Below are 16,763 nucleotides of genomic sequence, written 5' to 3' on the forward strand. Positions count from 1 at the left end.
TGCGTCGCGACAGTCGGAACAGACAGTCCGAATAATGGTCTCCGGCCCGCATGTTGTCGGGGGGGGGGCTTGCATCATGGGCTTGTCAAACTGATTCACCCGGTCGGGATTTTCGGTGAACAACATGTGCGACACGCCTCGAACGACGGTGTTCATGCGGATTTTCACCGAATTGTCCGGTTGTGGTGAACGTCAGGGAATCGTGGAGCGAATCCACGGTCGCCTGACGGTCTGCGCGGGGCATAGGGGTGCCCCCGTGCAGACGATTGGACACACGCCCCGAGAGTGGAAGGACTCGAGATGAGGAATGTGACGAAGGCGACTATCGCGGTGGCGGTGACGGCGGGTTCGCTGTTGGCTCCGCAGGCGGCGATGGCGGATGAGACGGCCACGCCGGTGTCGGACGCGGTGCAGGAGCAGGTGTCGGACGCGCAGGCGCAGGTCGAGCAGGCGCAGGCGCAGGTCGCGGCTGTGGCCCCGTCGGGCGTGCCGGAGGCGCAGGCGAAGGCGGATGCGGCCGCGTCCGCGTTGGCCGACGCGTCGCAGGCGTTGTCGGACGCGCAGTCGGCCCAGCAGCAGGCCCATTCGGCCCAGTCGCAGGCCGTGAAGGATCAGCAGTCGGCTCAGGCCGCCCAGCAGCAGGCCGCGAAGGATGCCGAGGATGCGCCCGCGAAGCTGGAGCAGGCCCAGTCGGCCGCCCAGGATGCGCAGTCGCGTCTCGACGACGCGTCGAAGTCGCTGTCGGACGCGCAGGCCGCGCAGTCGAAGGCCCAGGATGCCGAGCAGGCGGCGCAGGCCGAGGCTGACGTGAACGACAAGGCGGCCGCGGATGCGCACGCGAAGAAGACAGAGGCCCAGTCCGCGGTGGACGACGCGCAGGCGAAGTCGGACAAGGCCGACAAGGATAAGGCTCAGGCCGAGAAGGATAAGTCTCAGGCGGAGAGCGACAAGACCTTGGCGGAGAAGGATAAGACGGATGCGCAGTCGCGTCTCGACGAGGCGACTGCCGGCAAGACCGCCGCGGACAAGGCTTCGGCGGACGCGAAGGCGGCGGACGCGAAGGCGCAGGCGGATTTGAAGGCCCATCAGGCCGAGGAGGCGGACGCGAAGGCGGCGAAGGCGGCGGCCGACGAGAAGGTGAAGCAGTTGGAGTCGGGCGACGCCGGGTTGAACGACGCGGCCGCAAAGCTCGCCGCCGCCGAACAGGCCGTGAAGGACGCCCAGTCGGCGCAGAAGACGGCGGACGAGGCGAAGGCGAAGGCCGACGAGGCGGCCGTGCAGGGCAAGGCGGACGCGGACGCGCTCAACGCGAAGGCCGTCGAAGCGCAGAAGACGGCGGACGAGAAGAAGACCGCGGCGGACAACGCGCAGGCCCAGTGGGACAAGGGCGCGTTCGGCTTCTACGAGACCTACGGGTACCAGGGGGCGCTCGACTATGTGAACGACGGCGGCTACTGGTCGGACGAGTTCAAGTCCGACGTGGCCAAGGGCAACATCCGCCCCTACGACAAGGACAGCGCGTTCAGCCTCGACAACATGGTCAAGGCCATCGCGTCGATGAAAAGGGTCAACGAGATCAGGAAGAGCCTCGGCTTGAGCGAGCTCCAGTGGAGCGCGCGACAGAACATCCGCTCGCAGGCGAACGCCGATTTCAACACGTTCAGCGCGTGGGGAGGCCACGCCTACACCGACTACAGCCAGAACCTCGCGTGGGGGTATGAGGACCCGACGGAAGGCTGGTATACGGAGGAGAAGGCCATCTTCGATGCGGCCGTGGCGAAAGACCCGTCTCTGGAGCAGTATCGCAACAATCCCTACGGGCTCGCCGCGAAAGACCCGGTGCTCGCCGACAAGGTCGGCCACTACCAGAACATCATCGACCCGCATGCGGGCACGATCGGCGGCGGTTGGACGGTCGGCTCCGGGTACGGCAACAACAGCACCCAGTCGCAGAACTACGGCTTGCAGGCGGAGAACGCGGGCGATCTGACGGTCGAGGAGTACGAGAAGCAGCTCACCGGCTACATGGACGGGTTGAAGAACGCGCCCCAAGCGTACCAGGATGCGTTGAAGGCGGCGCAGTCGGCTTCAGCGGCCGCGTCGAAGGCCGCGGACTCGTATGCGAAGCTCGCCGAACAGGCGAAGACCGCGCAGACGGCGTTGGACAAGGCGAACGGCACGCTCACGGATGCGCAGGCGGCGCTGGCCGAGGCGAGGAAGGCGTATGAGGACGCGCTGGCCGCGCAGGGCGACAAGGCGACCGCGTTGAAGCAGGCGAAGGAGGAGGCCGCGAAGGCCGCCGACACGCTCAAGGACGCGCAGACCGCCCGCGAGACCGCCGAACAGACCGCGAAGAAGACCGCTTCGGCTGCGAAGACGGCCGCCGATAAGGCCGCGGACGCGCAGGCCGCCGTGGACGCGGCGTCGAAGGACGTGGCGGACGCGCAGTCGAAGCTCGGCGACGCCGAATCCCGTGCCGCGGACGCGCAGAAGCGCATCGACCAGGCGGCGGAGGACAAGACCGCGGCCGAAGCGGAGCTGAAGCAGGCGAAGACCGTGTTGCAGGCCGCCGAACAGGAGGCTTCGAAGGCCGACGCGGACAAGGCCGTGTCCGACAAAAAGCTGGCCGACGCGAAACAGGCCGTCAAGGACGCGTCCGCGAAGGTGAAGGCCGCCGAGACCGCGAAGACCGACGCCCAGGCTGATCTCGACCAGGCGAACAAGGACATCGACCGGTACGCGAACGCCCAGTCCCGCCTCGACGAGGCGAACAAGGCGTTGGACGAGGCGAACGCGAAGCTGGCCGACGCGAACGCGAAGCTCGACGAGGCGAACAAGAAGCTGGATGCGGCGAAGGCCGACTACGAGGCCAGGAAGGCCGACAAGGACGCGTCCGACAAGGAGCTCGCCGCCGCCAAGCAGGCCGAAGCGGACGCGAAGCGGCAGGCCGACGACGCCGCCAAGCAGCAGCAGGCGGCCGCCGACACGGTGAAGGACGCGCGGCACGGTGTGGACGAGGCCCAAGCCAAGGTGGACGCCCTCCAGCAGGGCGAACTGTCCACGACCGGCTCGGACTCGACCACCACGCTCACGCTCGCCGCGATCCTCGCGGTCGCCGGAGCCGGCTGCGTGCTCATCCGCAGGAAGACCGCCAAGCACGCCGATCACTGGATCGACTGATTGACCGGTAACGAGCTTCTCGACTTGCTGCGAGGTTGAGAAGCTTTCCGATTCCCATGGGCTGAGGGATGTCGACGGTTCGACGGCATCTCTCAGCCGTACCTGTTAATGAGGTTGTTCAGCAAAGGACGATGACGATGAACGAACAAAGAAACCCGGTGCCTCTGCCTTCCGAAGGCACACGAGGAACGCATCCAGTACCGTTGCCGGATGGTGTGGATGTGGGTGTTTCCGCGGATGTGGGTGCCGGTGTTGTCGCCGGTGCTACTTCTGTCTCAACCGCAACCGTGAGGCCGCGTCCGAAGTGGCTGCTCCCCGTGGCCGCGACGGTCGCGGTGCTCGTCCTGGCTGGTGGCGGGTTCGGCGGGTATGCGGCGTGGAACGCGCGTGAGCTGGGCGTGGCGAGGGCGGCGTGTGCGGAGGCCGCGGATTCGGCGCGTGTGGCGGCGAACGAGTACAACACGCTCCTGAACGGGGATGCGGCCGGCATGGCGGAGGTGAAACCGTCGGACGTGAAGGACGCGAAAACCGTGGACGCTCTCGCCAAGGCGGTGAACGTGGAGACGCCGGAGTATGCGGGTTGCACGGCCGATTCGAAGTCCGGGTTGGACGCGGCCGTGACGCGGCTCGGCGATCAGGCCGACTGGTACAAGACCCACAGGAAGAGCCTGAAGAAGGCGGTCGGGGCGGTGGAGGCGTCCAGGCTCGACAAGACCGTGGACACCGCCAACGCCCTGTTGAAATCCTCGGATGGGAAGGTCGCGGACTCGAAGACGCGTGACCGGCTGGCGAAGGCCATCAAGGCGCGCGACCTGGACGCGATCGGCGAGGCCACGGCCGCGGTGAACGCGAGCGTGAAAGCCAAGCAGGACGCGGACGCGAAAGCCAAGGCCGAGGCGGAACAGTCGGCCCAGGCGTCCGCGGCCGGTTCGACCGCGACGGCCGGCTCGGGCACTGGCTATGCGAACGGCGGTTACACCGGCTCGGGCTATGCGAACACCGGCTACACGTCCGGTGGTTCGGGCTACACGGGTGGCGGCTATTCCGGTGGTGGCCAGGCGGCCGCGCCCAGCACCCCCAGCGGCGGAAACAGCGGTGGCGTCACTGTCGGCGGAGATGCCGAATTGTCCGGCGACGGTAATTGGGTTGGTTGTTCCGTTGACCCCTCCGTCAACGGTAGTTCTTGTAGCGGTTGGATCGAATGGAACTAATCTATTCCCGCTGACAATCTCCTTCTCCCTTTCCGTTTCCTCGTGGGCGGCCGCTCGGATGCGTTCCGGGCGGCCGCCTGTTTTCGGGGGCATCGGCCGATCCGCATAGGCGGGTGGCGTACATTCCCCGAGAGGAAAGGAAACCGGTATGGGTTTCGGTTGGAAACACGCGGCACGCGCCACCATCGCCACGCTCGTGGCCGCGGGCGCGCTCATGGCGGGAGCCGCCACCGCGAACGCGGCGCCGATCATGCGGATCGGCCAGTCCGGGCTGCCCGGCTACTGGTACAAAGGCGAAGAAGGACTCGCGAGCCTGGGGCCGGTCGGCGGCACGAAGGGCGCGTCAGCCGAGCCGCTTCACCAGCGAATCCACGTGGCCTTTGGCACGCACGTTGTAGCGGGCGAGCGTGATCACGCCATCCGAGTCAATGGCGAACGTGGAACGGATCACGCCCACGTGCGTCTTGCCGTACAGCTTCTTCTCGCCATAGGCGGCATAACGCTTGTGCACCGTCAGATCCGGGTCACTCAATAGCGGGAACGACAGATGGTCGCGTTCGCGGAAGCGCTGCAACTTGACGATCGGATCCTTCGACACGCCGAGCACCGTATAGCCGAGCGAACCGAGACGCGCCATGTTGTCGCGGAAATCACACGCCTCGGTGGTGCATCCGGGTGTCATCGCCGCCGGATAGAAGTACAGCAGCACCTTCTTCCCATGAGCAGTGAGCGCGGACAGTGAGATCTCCGTCTCGTCACCGTCCGGATTCACCGCGGGAAGGGTGAAGTCGGGGGCGGCCTGTCCCACTTCAAGACGGACCGGCAGCTCCATGGCATCGTCCGTCATCGGGTCTCCTTCACGGCGAGCGTCTGCGCGATCGTGTGCGATTCGCCCGGCTGCAACGTGAGCAGCCGTTCACGGTTCGCGGCCGCCTCCACACAGACGAAACCGCGCCATTCACCCGCGTCGAGATCACCGATCGCGTTACCGGCCTGCTCGCCCGGATTCCACACGACCGTGGCGGTCGCGCCGGACGTGGACGATTCGATCGTGCGTCCCAGCACGTCGTCACGCAGTTCGAGCGGCGCGTCCGTCAGATAGATGCGGTCGACCATCGTACCGTCGAACGTCACGTCGCCGGACTGCGTGCACACCGGGAAACCGGGCAGCGTCGTGTCGAGATAATCGGCACCATCCAATCCGACGACGCCGGCGCGCATCACATCGCCCACATGCAGGTACGTGTGCAACGCCGCCTCATAGGAGAACGCGGCGTCGCCGTCGTTCGTGACCGTCAGCGCCATCGTGATCGACTCGCCGACCGTCACCTCGTAGACCGCGTGGAAACGCGGCGCGTCGTTGCCGACGAACTGCGAGAGCGTCGCGGCGTCGATCGCATCCGAATCGAACGTGTAACGGGCATGGCGGTCGGTGAACGATTCGGCGTCAAGATGCCAGAAGCTCGAACGCGCGAACCCATGCTTCGGCGTCTTCGGCGCGTCGTCATGCGGATCATAGCCCGAATTGAACCAAGGGAAGATGAGCGGCACTCCGCCGCGAATCGCCTTCCCCTCCTTGAGATAGATCGAACGCGGACGCCACACCACATCCGGCTGGCCCTGCGGCGCCCAACGCAGCACGTGCGCGCCGTAGTCGCTGATCGAAGCCGAACCGTCGGCGTTAACGAGATCACGAATCACGAACGATGATGACGAACCCATGTTTCCTCCAAACCACACGATGGGCGAATTCCCTCCATTATGCCAGTTGTCCAGCGGATGTGGGGTGATGGGGAACATGGCAAGACAGGCAGGGAAGGCGCCGGTGGCGGTGGTGTGCGGGGGAGACCCGTATCTGAACGTCGAAACCGTGCGCGAGGAGTGCGAGAAAGCACTGAAAAGCCGACCGGACGCGGAACTCGTCGAACTCGACGCGGCCACGGTCGACCGGTATGCGTTCGACGAGGCGGTCAGTCCCTCCCTGCTCGCCGACGTGGCCGTCGTGCGCGTCGACAACCTCCAATCCGCGGACGAGAAGCTCGGCGACAGCATCGTCGACTATTGTGCACAGGCCGCGTCCGACCCGAACAACGCCAGCATCGTCATCTGCCGGCACGAAGGCGGCAACAAAGGCAAACGACTGCTTGACCGGCTCATCCGCGCCGGTGCGAGGAAAATCGACGTTCCCGACCTCAAAAAGCCGGACGCGAAACTCAATTACGTGCTGCAATGCTTCGAACGACGAGGACGCCGCGTCGAGCCCATCGCCGCCCAACGACTCGTCGACGTACTCGGCGGCAGCATCGGCGAACTCACCGCCATGTGCGGACAGCTGTGTTTCGACTTCGACGACGATCCCATCGGACTGGATCGCGTCGACCAGTATCTGACCGCCAACGCCCAGGTCACCGGATTCAACGTGGCCGATGCCGCCATGGCCGGCAATGCGGCCGACGCGATCGTCAAAATGCGTTCCGCGGTCGAACAAGGCGTCGAACCGGTAGCGCTCATCGGCGCGCTGGCGTCGAAGCTGCGCGCCGTGGCGAAGGTGTCCGCGTTCAACGCGGGACGAATCAGCGCCGCCGAACTCGGCATGTCGCCGTGGGCGCGCAAATACGTGCGGCTCGGCGGATGGACGTCCGCCGGCATGGCCGCATGCATCCGCACGCTCGCATGGGCGGATGAGGAGTGCAAGACCAACGGGGGAGACCCCATGTACGCGCTGGAACGCAGCATCGAAACGATAGCGACGAAAGGACGGGCATGAGCGAGCGACAGGAGAACGGAACGATCAGGATCGACGTGCCCACGGGCGATGACATGCGCGCGCTGGGACACCGCATCGCATCGCGCGTGCGCGGCGGCGACGTGCTGCTCCTGTCCGGGCCGTTGGGCGCGGGCAAGACCACGCTCGCGCAAGGGTTCGGCGAAGGCCTCGGCATCGGCGAGCCGATCGTCTCGCCCACGTTCACCATCGCCCGTGAACTCGATGGCCGGTTCGCCGACGGCAGCACGGCGCATCTCGTACACGTGGACGCATACCGCCTCGGCGGAGCCGACTACGCGCCCGGCCAGGCCGCCGTCAATCATCTCCTCGACGAACTGGAATCGTTGGGACTCGACGAGGAACTCGAAGACACCAGCGACGACACGGTCGTGCTCATGGAATGGGGTGAGCAGATGGCCGCCGCTCTCGCGCCGGAGCGGCTCGAAATCCACATCGCCCGTCCACTCGACGCCGTCGCGGCAGACGATGTCTCGACGGTCAACGAGGAACTCACCAGCAACGGCACGCGCATCGTCACACTGGTGCCGGTCGGCGCACGCTGGAACGGATTCACGCTCTGAACGGGCGGCCATCCTCCGGCGGTGTACACTCTCTACAGGTCTGAAGAATCATGCCAGAGTAATCGTTGGCAAACACCGGGGAGGATGCATGGGCTGCACATTGGTGATCGACACGTCATACGGTTCCACCGTAGGCGTCGTGGGGCATGAGCCGATCGTCGAAACCGACTCGCGCACCCACGTCGAACGGTTGCAGGTGAACATCTCCCGTGCGGTCGAAGAAGCCGGATACGCGCCGCGCGACATCGACACGGTGATCGTCGGCACCGGACCCGCCCCGTTCACCGGTCTTCGCGCCGGCATCGTCGCCGCGAAGGCGCTGGCGTTCGCCACCGGCGCGAAACTCATCGGCCATAACGTACTGGAACCGCAGACGCGTTGGAATATCATCCGCCGTAGTGCGGCAGACGCATCGGAAGAACCGCAGACGTGCCACGTGCTCACGCTCGCCGTGAACGACGCACGCCGCAAGCAACTGTACTTCGCGCTGTACGCGGGTCCTTTCGACGCGGACGATTCCGCCGACGGCTCCGGCGAAAGCCGCGGAGCCGCGGCGCGGCCGCTCATCGCGATGGACATCGACTATCCCACGTCCATCATCGAACGTGTGAACGCCGCCGTACGTGAATACGCGGCCACAGTCGACGGCGAGATCGTCGTCGACGTCATAGGCCATGGCGCGACGAAATACGCCGAAGTGCTGCACGGCATCGACCATCTCGGCGATGTGACCGACGCTTCCGTCCTCGACCAGGGGCGGCAGGGCGTCGGCATCTTCGCGAGCGACGCCGAAGCCGCATACGCGCGCGATCCGGAGACTCCCATCGAACCGTTGTATCTGCGCCGTCCCGACGCCGAAGTGCCGGCTCCGCTCAAGCACGTACTCGGACATGAGGGCGCGGGGAGGAAGGACTGATGCTCGTCCCGCTCGAAGAACTCGATCGCGAGACCGCCGTCGCCGCCGTGCGCGCGCTGGAAGTCGAGCTGTTCGGCAACCACGCGTGGAGCGAGAACGCCGTCAGGCAGGAGCTTGACGCGCCCGCACGCACCTACGTGTTCGACTGCGAACGCGAGGAAGGCTGTGACGACGGTAGCGCGCTCAGTGGGCACATCCCCGGTCCCGACGGCTGCTTGCCGGGTATCATACGCGGATTCGCCGGATACTGGTATGACGGCGACGACGCGGAGATCATGGACATCGGCGTCAGCCGCCGCTACCAGCATCGCGGACTCGCCGCGCGCATGCTCACCTGGCTGATCGGCCATGCGCGCGAACAAGGCGCGAGGCGCATGCTGCTCGAGGTCGCCGTGAACAACGACCCCGCCATCGCACTCTACCGACGGTTCGGCTTCGAACGCATCGGACTGCGCAGACGCTACTACCAGCCGGAAGGCATCGACGCATACGTGATGGCGCTGGAACTGATTCCGCGCATCGTCGGATTCGCGGGATCCGACACGGCAGGCGTCGCGGATACGGATCATACGAAAACCGCCGAAGGCGCGGAAGACATAAAAGGCATGAAAGAGGAGACCCGATGAGCGAACCGATCGTACTGGGCATCGAATCCACCTGCGACGAGACGGCCGCCGCCATCGTCCAAGGACGCACGCTGCGATCCAACGTGGTCGCCTCCTCGATGGAGGAGCACGCGCGCTACGGCGGCGTCATCCCCGAAATCGCCTCACGCGCGCACGCCGAGGCGTTCGTGCCATGCGTATCCAAGGCATTGGCCGACGCCGGACTTGAGCTGTCCGACGTGGACGCGATCGCCGTCTCCGCCGGTCCCGGACTCGCCGGATGTCTCGCCGTCGGCGTCTCCGGAGCGAAGGCACTGGCATGGGCGAGCGGCAAACCGTTGTACGGCATCAACCACGTGATCGGCCACATCGCCGTCACCCAGCTGCAGTTCGGGCCGTTCCCCAAGGACACGCTCGCACTCATCGTCTCCGGCGGCCACACGTCGCTGCTGCACGTCGAAGACGTGGCGCGGCATATCGACGTGGTCGGCACCACGCTGGACGACGCGGCGGGGGAGTGCTTCGACAAGGTGGCGCGACTGCTCGGCTTCCCCTACCCGGGAGGCCCTCACATCGACCGCCACGCGCAGCATGGAGACTCGCACGCCATCCGCGTGCCTCAGGGACTCACGCAAGGCAAGGCCGGTGCGAAACACCCATACGATTTCAGCTTTTCCGGCGTGAAGACCGCCGTCGCGCGCTGGGTGGAGGGGGAGCAGGCCGCAGGGCGGGAAATCCCCGTCGACGACGTGTGCGCCTCGCTCGCCGACTCCGTGGCAACCGTGCTCGCGAAAAAGGCGATGCGCGGTTGCCGCCAATACGATTCCGACACGCTGATTGTGGGCGGAGGATTCTCCGCGAACTCGCAGCTCAGGGCGAAACTGCTCGAATTCGGCCGCTCCAACGGCGTCGAGGTGCGTATCCCGGAACTGAAACTGTGCACCGACAACGGTGCCATGGTCGCGATGCTCGGCGTGAACCTGGTCGAGGCGGGCGTGGCTCCGAGCGCCCCCGATTTCGCCATCGACTCGGCCATGCCGTTGACAAAGGTGGTGATGTAGGGGGGCGTGGACCCCGGGGTATGGAGTCCGGACGTCCGCGCCGCACCCACATTACGGCAAGACCTGCGCCATGCGCCCCCGACGCGTCCATGCGGCCGGCCTGGTTCCTATCAGCGGTCTGCGGACGCCCCCGCTCCCGGCGACAACACCCCCCGGATCATCAACGACAGGGCGAGAAAGTCATACCAGGACCGGCGACCCGGCCCCGACCATCGAGGCCTACCAAACATGGTAATGGGACGGAGGCGCGGCTGGCGGTGCCTCGGCGGACGGCATTTCGGCAACATAGTCAGATGAATTGAGGCAGTTTGAGACGGTCTGAGACGGTCTGACGAGCCAAAACCGTTGCAACAGGCCGAGACACGCCGAATTACCGTTTTGGGCGATGATGCTGTAAAGTACTCGTCTTGTGCGCACGAGAGAAATCAAGTGCGGAACGCATTCCTGCGTAGCTCAGTTGGCAGAGCATCCGACTGTTAATCGGACGGTCGCTGGTTCAAGCCCAGCCGCAGGAGCTTCACCCCGGAAGGGCCTCGGCCCGGATGGGACGTGATAACTGAATATTCCTGCGTAGCTCAGTTGGCAGAGCATCCGACTGTTAATCGGACGGTCGCTGGTTCAAGCCCAGCCGCAGGAGCTTATCAGAAGCCATCGGCGTGTCGCCGGTGGCTTTCTTGTTATCCACGGCTCGAAGCTGTTTCAGCAGAGCGTCATCCATCAATGCACTGTGATGTGGTTCCGAGGAAATCGGGCTCTTCGCATTTGGGTGTGCATGGGCCGTGCGGTTTTATTCGGTGTGTGATTGAAACCGCGCGGCTTGGTTCCGAGTCTAGCGCGTTCGACGGCCGGGTGCTGCTCGGCCTGGACAGGCTCGGGTTGAATCCGGTCTCGCAACGCCACATCACGTCGGACTCGCGTGCCGGCGTGTGTGGCCACCGACCAAGAAACTCGACCTTTCATCTATTGGTCATCGTGAAGCACTGAATGCCCAAGGCTGCTGCCAGTGCGCTCCGTGATTGGGTTTGTACTGCGGGGTGATCGTTATTCCCCTCCCGCTGGCGGGAGGTGACGCGTGGCGCCGGAGGGTGGTCGCGGCTGGAACGCCGTGGTGTCGGAGGGTGGTCGCGGGCCGCAATCCGATGCGTCCGCCGTTGCGGGGCTGGGTGTTTCGGGTGTAGAGCCGGCCGTTTTCGGGGTGTGTGCGGCGCGTGGCTTCCCATATCCCGCTGCCTGTGTCCCATCTCCGTACTCTGTGTCCTGTGTCCTGTGTCCCGGACGGGGCTGCTCCACGACACGTGCCGGAGAGCCTGTTGTGGAGCAGCCTCCCGCTGCGATCTCCGTGCAAACCCCTGTTTTCGGCGTTCCAGGCCCGTAAACCGCGCCACAACTCCCTGGAATCCCCGTTCCCGTCCCTGTTGTGGAGCGTGCCCGCTCCACAACAGCCGCCGGTATCGCTCCCACCGCGTGTTGTGGAGCAGAAGGACCCTCATATTGCGCCACGACTCCCACGAAACACCTCTTACGACCCTGTTGTGGAGCACCGCTGCTCCACAACACCATTCCCGCACAGCGTTGTGGAGCACAGGGACATCCCCAGGTTCGAAGGCCGGCCTCCCGCATCACCCCGGGAGGTCGCTCCCAGCCCGGCCGCTCCTCCCTAGCGTCAGGAATCCCGGATGAAGCCGTTGTTCTCCGGGATTTATGACGCTGGGGGGACTGAGCGTCAGAAATCCCGGACGACGGGGCCGTTCTCCCGAATCCGGGACGCTGAGAATGGCTCAGCATCCCAAAATCCGGATGAAGCCGCTCATCTCCGGGATATGTGACGCTGGGAATGACTCAGCGTCAGGAATCCCGGACGAAGCCGTTGTCCTCCGGGATTTATGACGCTGGGAGAGGGGCTGGGAGCGGGAGCGCCCGTCCCCGTCGTTTTGCCGTAGCATGGGGATCGACAGGAAAGGAGAGGACGGATGCCGAACGCCGTACTGACGAAACGGATCGAGGGCCTGCCCGGCGAGCTGGAGGCCGTGGGCAGGGACGCGGAGGTCGTGCGACTGCTGCGCGACGTCGACGCGGCGAAGGAACGGCTGGCCCGCCTCTCGCCCCTCGACGGGGTCGAGGAGTCCGCGCTGGACGACTACCGGAGGGACTGGCTCGCCCGCTACACGTTCAACTCGAACGCGATCGAGGGGTCCACGCTGACGTTGGAGGACACCGAGCTGGTGCTTGAGGGCGAGTTCGTGCCCACCGATTCGCCGGCACGGTATATCTTCGCCGCGCGAGGCGTGGCCGACGGCATGGATTACGCGCGGCGGTACGCCGCCGAACGGCGTCCCCTCAGCGTCGAACTGATCCAGAGAATCCACGAGGTCACGGCGTTGGACGTGCAGCCGGTGCTGCGCGGCCGTTTCCGCCCCTACGGGTACTTGGCGCGCATTGTCGCCACGAGGGTCAAGACCGCCGACCCCCTGGAGATCTACGAGGACGTGGAGAAGCTCGTCCGGGCCGTGGCGGAGAGCGACGCCCACCCGGTGCTCAAGGCCGCGGGGTTCCACGCAATGTTCGAGAACATCCACCCGTTCGCCGACGGCAACGGCCGCGCCGGCCGCCAGCTCCTGAACTTCATGCTGATCGAGGCCGGCTACCAGCCCGTCGCGCTCAAGCACGACGCCGGACGCTCCTACGGCTCCGCCCTGGAACGTTGGCAGGTCGACAAGGACCCGCTGCCGTTCTGCCGGATCCTGGCCGACGGAATCCTGCACGAGACCGCGGCCCAGGAACGCATCGTCGGCGATCTCCGCAGGGGGGCTCCCATCGAAACGGGATGGGACGCCGGCCATGTCTTTCTCCACGACACCACGAACAGGGCGGATGGGCCGACGCGATGATGACCACCGGTGAGGCGGCGCGTCTGCTCAACGTCTCTCCCAAGACGGTCGCCCGCATCCTCGATTCCGGCGCGATCCCGTTCGAGCGGGCCGGGCGCGCCGGGCACCGAATGGTCGCGGCCGACGACGTGCTCAGGTTCAAACGGGAATCCGAGCGACGACGCAAGATCGCGTTGGGGGACATGAGGGACGCCGCGGAGGAAATCGGCATGTACGACACACCGGATTCGCGCATCCCGGTTCGGACTCGTACGAGGTGAACCCTTGCGTACCGCGATCATCCGGGACGAGTTAGACGCGCGTGCTTCGTTGATGTCGTCGAAGCGCGCCGGATACGTCCGTTGAGCCAGTTCAGCCGTCCAGTCCGGTGCGGGTGGCGGCCCCGACGGCGGCATGCATCTCGTCCTCGACAGCTTCGACGTAGCGCATGGTGGTGGTGACGCTGGCGTGGCATACCGGTCCGCAGGGCGGGGACATGGGCGACGGCGGGCGGATCGACCGCTCCGCGCCCATGCGGTCTGGGTCCAGACACAGACCGTACAGGCAGCACGCGGCCAAGACGAACCACCGCGACACGCCGGGTTGCGCCGGAGTGGTTCGGCGCGTATATTTTCCACTCGTTGCAAAGCCTGCGGGTAGCTTGCCCAGGGAGCGTTATCGGACGGTCACTGGTTCAAGCCCAGCCGCAGGAGCTTCACCCCGGAAGGGCCTCGGCTCGGATGGGATGTGATAATTGAATATTCCTGCGTAGCTCAGTTGGCAGAGCATCCGACTGTTAATCGGACGGTCACTGGTTCAAGCCCAGTCGCAGGAGCTTCACTGGAAAGCCTCAGGTTTGCGCCTGAGGCTTTCTGCATGTCGGAGATGTCGTGACAACGTAGCCGCACCCTTGCCGCAACAACTTCGGCGCGTCGCCCCATGGCGGAAACGGGAGTGGCGATACCATCGAAAACGAACGAGAGGGATCACGGCGAGGAGGCCGTCGTCATGAACGTGAGAATTCTGAAAATCGAGCGAGGCGTGTTCGCCGTGCTGCACGACGGCGTCGGCGCCGGAACCGTGCGCAGGCAGACGGTGGGACTGAAACGCATGTGGCTCGCGGACGGAGCCAACGGCGCACAGGGAGTATTCCCCTCGAAGAAGGTCGCCGCCGAATGGCTCGTGCAACGCGCCTGAGCAACACCGCATGACCCGCATTGCATGTCCTGTTATGTCGTCTTGCAGCCATCATGCGTATGTACCCGGTTCACCCGGGCGTTCGTCTGACGGACGGCGCTTGCGCATGTCTCGTCACCGCCCTACAGTGTGCAACTGTTGATTACACGTCCAGGCCTGCACATTGGTAACGCGGACCCAGATAGCAAAGGACACCATCATGGCGCAAAGCTCCATCTCCATCACAGTCAACGGCGAATCGAAGGAGGTGGAAGCAACCACCACCGGCGTCGAACTCTTCGCGGACGACAAGAACATCATCGCGGTGCGTCTCAACGGCGAACTGCGTGACCTCTACACGCCCCTGACCGAGGGCGACGTCGTCGAGCCCGTTGCGCTCGACTCCGAGGACGGCCTCGGCATCATGCGTCACTCCGCCACTCACGTCATGGCACAGGCCGTGCAGGAACTGTTCCCGAACGCCAAGCTCGGCGTCGGCCCCATTATCAAGGACGGCTTCTACTACGACTTCCAGGTCGACCAGCCGTTCACGCCGGACGATCTCAAGCAGATCGAAAAGCACATGCAGCGCATCATCAAGTCGTCGCAGTCCTTCCGCCGTCGCGTCGTGACCGAGGAGGATGCCCTCGCCGAAGAGGCCGACCAGCCGTTCAAGATCGAGCTCATCCAGGACAAGGAAGCGCACCTCGACCCGTCCACCGCCACCGAGATCTCCGGCAAGGAGCTCAGCTTCTACGACAACGTCGACCGTGACGGCAACGTCGTGTGGAAGGACCTGTGCCGCGGACCGCACCTGCCGAACACCCGTTTCATCAAGGCCTTCAAGATCGAGCGTTCCGCCGCCGCCTACTGGCGTGGCAGCGAGAAGAACCCGACCATGCAGCGCATCTACGGCACCGCCTGGGCGTCCAAGGAGGATCTCAAGGCCTACCAGACGCGTCTTGAGGAGGCCGCCAAGCGCGACCACCGCAAGCTCGGTGCCGAGATGGACCTGTTCTCCTTCCCGGAGGAGATCGGACCGGGCCTCGCCGTGTTCCACCCGAAGGGCGCCGCCGTGATCAACGCGATGGAGGACTACTCCCGCGAGATGCACCGCAAGCATCACTACAGCTTCGTGCAGACCCCGCACATCACCAAGGGCGGCCTGTACGAGACCTCCGGCCACCTGCACTGGTACAAGGATGGCATGTACCCGCCGATGCACCTCGACGAGGAGCGCGACGCCGACGGCAACATCACCAAGCCGGGCGCCGACTACTACCTCAAGCCGATGAACTGCCCGATGCACAACCTGATCTTCAAGTCGCGCCAGCGCTCCTACCGTGAGCTGCCACTGCGCCTCTTCGAGTTCGGCACTGTGTACCGCTACGAGAAGTCCGGCGAGGTCCACGGCCTGACCCGCGTGCGCGGCCTCACCCAGGACGACTCCCACATCTACTGCACCCGCGAGCAGATGAAGGACGAGCTGACCAGCCTGCTCACCTTCGTGCTGAACCTGCTCAAGGACTTCGGCCTGTCCGACTTCTACCTGGAGCTGTCCACCAAGGATCCGGACAAGTACGTCGGCTCCGATGAGATCTGGGAGGAGGCGACCAACACGCTGCGCGAGGTCGCCGAGGCATCCCACCTCGACCTCGTCGCCGATCCGGGCGGTGCCGCCTTCTACGGTCCGAAGATCTCCGTGCAGGCGCGTGACGCGATCGGCCGCACCTGGCAGGTCTCGACCATCCAGCTTGACTTCAACCTGCCCGAGCGTTTCAAGCTCGAGTACATCGCGAAGGACGGCACGCACCAGCGTCCGGTGATGATCCACCGCGCGCTGTTCGGCTCCATCGAGCGCTTCTTCGCCGTGCTGCTCGAGCACTACGCCGGCGCGTTCCCGGCGTGGCTCGCCCCGGTGCAGGTGCTCGGCGTGCCCGTTGCCGACGAGTTCGCCCCGCACCTCGCCGGCTTCGTCAAGAGCCTCGAGGACGAGATGGTCCGCTGCGAGATCGACTACTCCGACGACCGCTTCGGTAAGAAGATCCGCAACGCCTCCAAGTCCAAGGTGCCGTTCATCCTCATCGTCGGCGAGGAGGACATGAACAACAACGCGGTGAGCTTCCGCTTCCGCGACGGCAGCCAGCTCAACGGCGTCCCGGTCGACGAGGCTCGCGCCCAGATCCTCAAGGTTATCGCCAAGCGCGTCCAGGTCAACTCCGTCGACGACTTCAAGGCCGCCGTGGCCGACGAATCCGTCGAAGCCGAGTGACGCCTCTCTCCTGAACATCCTGTCGTCGGATTTCGGGAACAGGACCCGAAATCCGACGACAGGTGGGGCGATGGTCCCATGGCGGCATGTCGTGTTCCCGTCGTCCTCCTGTTGTCGGCTTAGCGCC

13 protein-coding genes and 3 tRNA genes are annotated in these 16,763 nt (G+C 65.3%); 14 read left to right on the forward strand and 2 right to left on the reverse strand.

Features of this window, described 5'->3' with window-relative positions; all coding sequences use genetic code 11:
• Positions 1–300: 300 nt before the first annotated feature.
• Positions 301–3,180, forward strand: coding sequence for a CAP domain-containing protein (locus AC1AYR_RS03140; protein WP_476511454.1), 2,880 nt, complete (start codon positions 301–303; stop codon positions 3,178–3,180).
• Between the two features lie 287 nt (positions 3,181–3,467).
• On the forward strand, positions 3,468–4,391 hold the full coding sequence (locus tag AC1AYR_RS03145) for a hypothetical protein (protein ID WP_476511453.1): 924 nt from the start codon (positions 3,468–3,470) through the stop codon (positions 4,389–4,391).
• A gap of 343 nt (positions 4,392–4,734) precedes the next feature.
• Here AC1AYR_RS03145 and bcp read toward each other — a convergent pair whose 3' ends face one another.
• Together bcp and AC1AYR_RS03155 are read right to left on the reverse strand one after the other, a co-directional pair.
• On the reverse strand, positions 4,735–5,238 hold the full coding sequence (bcp, locus tag AC1AYR_RS03150; protein ID WP_476511452.1) for a thioredoxin-dependent thiol peroxidase: 504 nt from the start codon (positions 5,236–5,238) through the stop codon (positions 4,735–4,737).
• Entirely contained in the window at positions 5,235–6,113 is an 879-nt protein-coding gene (locus AC1AYR_RS03155) for a D-hexose-6-phosphate mutarotase (RefSeq protein WP_476511451.1), read from the reverse strand. Before AC1AYR_RS03155 ends, bcp begins: the two co-directional genes overlap by 4 nt.
• A 76-nt stretch (positions 6,114–6,189) precedes the next feature.
• On the opposite strand from AC1AYR_RS03155, the gene holA reads away from it, so the two are divergent.
• The 12 genes from holA to thrS all read left to right on the forward strand — a co-directional run bounded on the left by holA (position 6,190) and on the right by thrS (position 16,636).
• Positions 6,190–7,158, forward strand: a complete 969-nt coding sequence (gene holA / locus AC1AYR_RS03160) for a DNA polymerase III subunit delta (RefSeq protein ID WP_476511450.1) — start codon at positions 6,190–6,192, stop codon at positions 7,156–7,158.
• Positions 7,155–7,739: a tRNA (adenosine(37)-N6)-threonylcarbamoyltransferase complex ATPase subunit type 1 TsaE gene (gene tsaE, locus AC1AYR_RS03165; protein WP_476511449.1), complete on the forward strand. Its 585-nt coding sequence runs from the start codon at positions 7,155–7,157 to the stop codon at positions 7,737–7,739. Before holA ends, tsaE begins: the two co-directional genes overlap by 4 nt.
• Positions 7,740–7,827: 88 nt before the next feature.
• Positions 7,828–8,655 carry a tRNA (adenosine(37)-N6)-threonylcarbamoyltransferase complex dimerization subunit type 1 TsaB gene (gene tsaB / locus AC1AYR_RS03170; RefSeq protein WP_476511448.1) on the forward strand — a complete coding sequence of 276 codons (828 nt, stop codon included), beginning with the start codon at positions 7,828–7,830 and terminating at the stop codon, positions 8,653–8,655.
• Positions 8,655–9,281, forward strand: coding sequence for a GNAT family N-acetyltransferase (locus tag AC1AYR_RS03175; protein WP_476511447.1), 627 nt, complete (start codon positions 8,655–8,657; stop codon positions 9,279–9,281). The genes tsaB and AC1AYR_RS03175 overlap by 1 nt, the downstream gene beginning before the upstream one ends.
• A complete protein-coding gene (tsaD, locus tag AC1AYR_RS03180; protein ID WP_476511446.1) occupies positions 9,278–10,321 on the forward strand; it encodes a tRNA (adenosine(37)-N6)-threonylcarbamoyltransferase complex transferase subunit TsaD in 1,044 nt (347 codons plus the stop codon). The genes AC1AYR_RS03175 and tsaD overlap by 4 nt, the downstream gene beginning before the upstream one ends.
• A 442-nt stretch (positions 10,322–10,763) precedes the next feature.
• Positions 10,764–10,836 (forward strand) — tRNA-Asn (locus AC1AYR_RS03185).
• Positions 10,837–10,885: 49 nt separating this feature from the next.
• Positions 10,886–10,958 (forward strand) — tRNA-Asn (locus AC1AYR_RS03190).
• 1,333 nt (positions 10,959–12,291) lie between these two features.
• Positions 12,292–13,209, forward strand: coding sequence for a Fic family protein (locus tag AC1AYR_RS03195; protein WP_476511445.1), 918 nt, complete (start codon positions 12,292–12,294; stop codon positions 13,207–13,209).
• Positions 13,206–13,469 carry a helix-turn-helix domain-containing protein gene (locus AC1AYR_RS03200; RefSeq protein ID WP_476511444.1) on the forward strand — a complete coding sequence of 88 codons (264 nt, stop codon included), beginning with the start codon at positions 13,206–13,208 and terminating at the stop codon, positions 13,467–13,469. Before AC1AYR_RS03195 ends, AC1AYR_RS03200 begins: the two co-directional genes overlap by 4 nt.
• A 481-nt stretch (positions 13,470–13,950) precedes the next feature.
• Positions 13,951–14,023 (forward strand) — tRNA-Asn (locus AC1AYR_RS03205).
• A gap of 173 nt (positions 14,024–14,196) precedes the next feature.
• Positions 14,197–14,385, forward strand: a complete 189-nt coding sequence (locus AC1AYR_RS03210; protein ID WP_476511443.1) for a hypothetical protein — start codon at positions 14,197–14,199, stop codon at positions 14,383–14,385.
• A 199-nt stretch (positions 14,386–14,584) separates the two neighbouring features.
• A complete protein-coding gene (gene thrS, locus AC1AYR_RS03215) occupies positions 14,585–16,636 on the forward strand; it encodes a threonine--tRNA ligase (protein ID WP_476511442.1) in 2,052 nt (683 codons plus the stop codon).
• The last annotated feature ends 127 nt before the right edge of the window (positions 16,637–16,763 follow it).

The sequence above is a fragment of the Bifidobacterium sp. LH_417 genome (assembly GCF_056357035.1).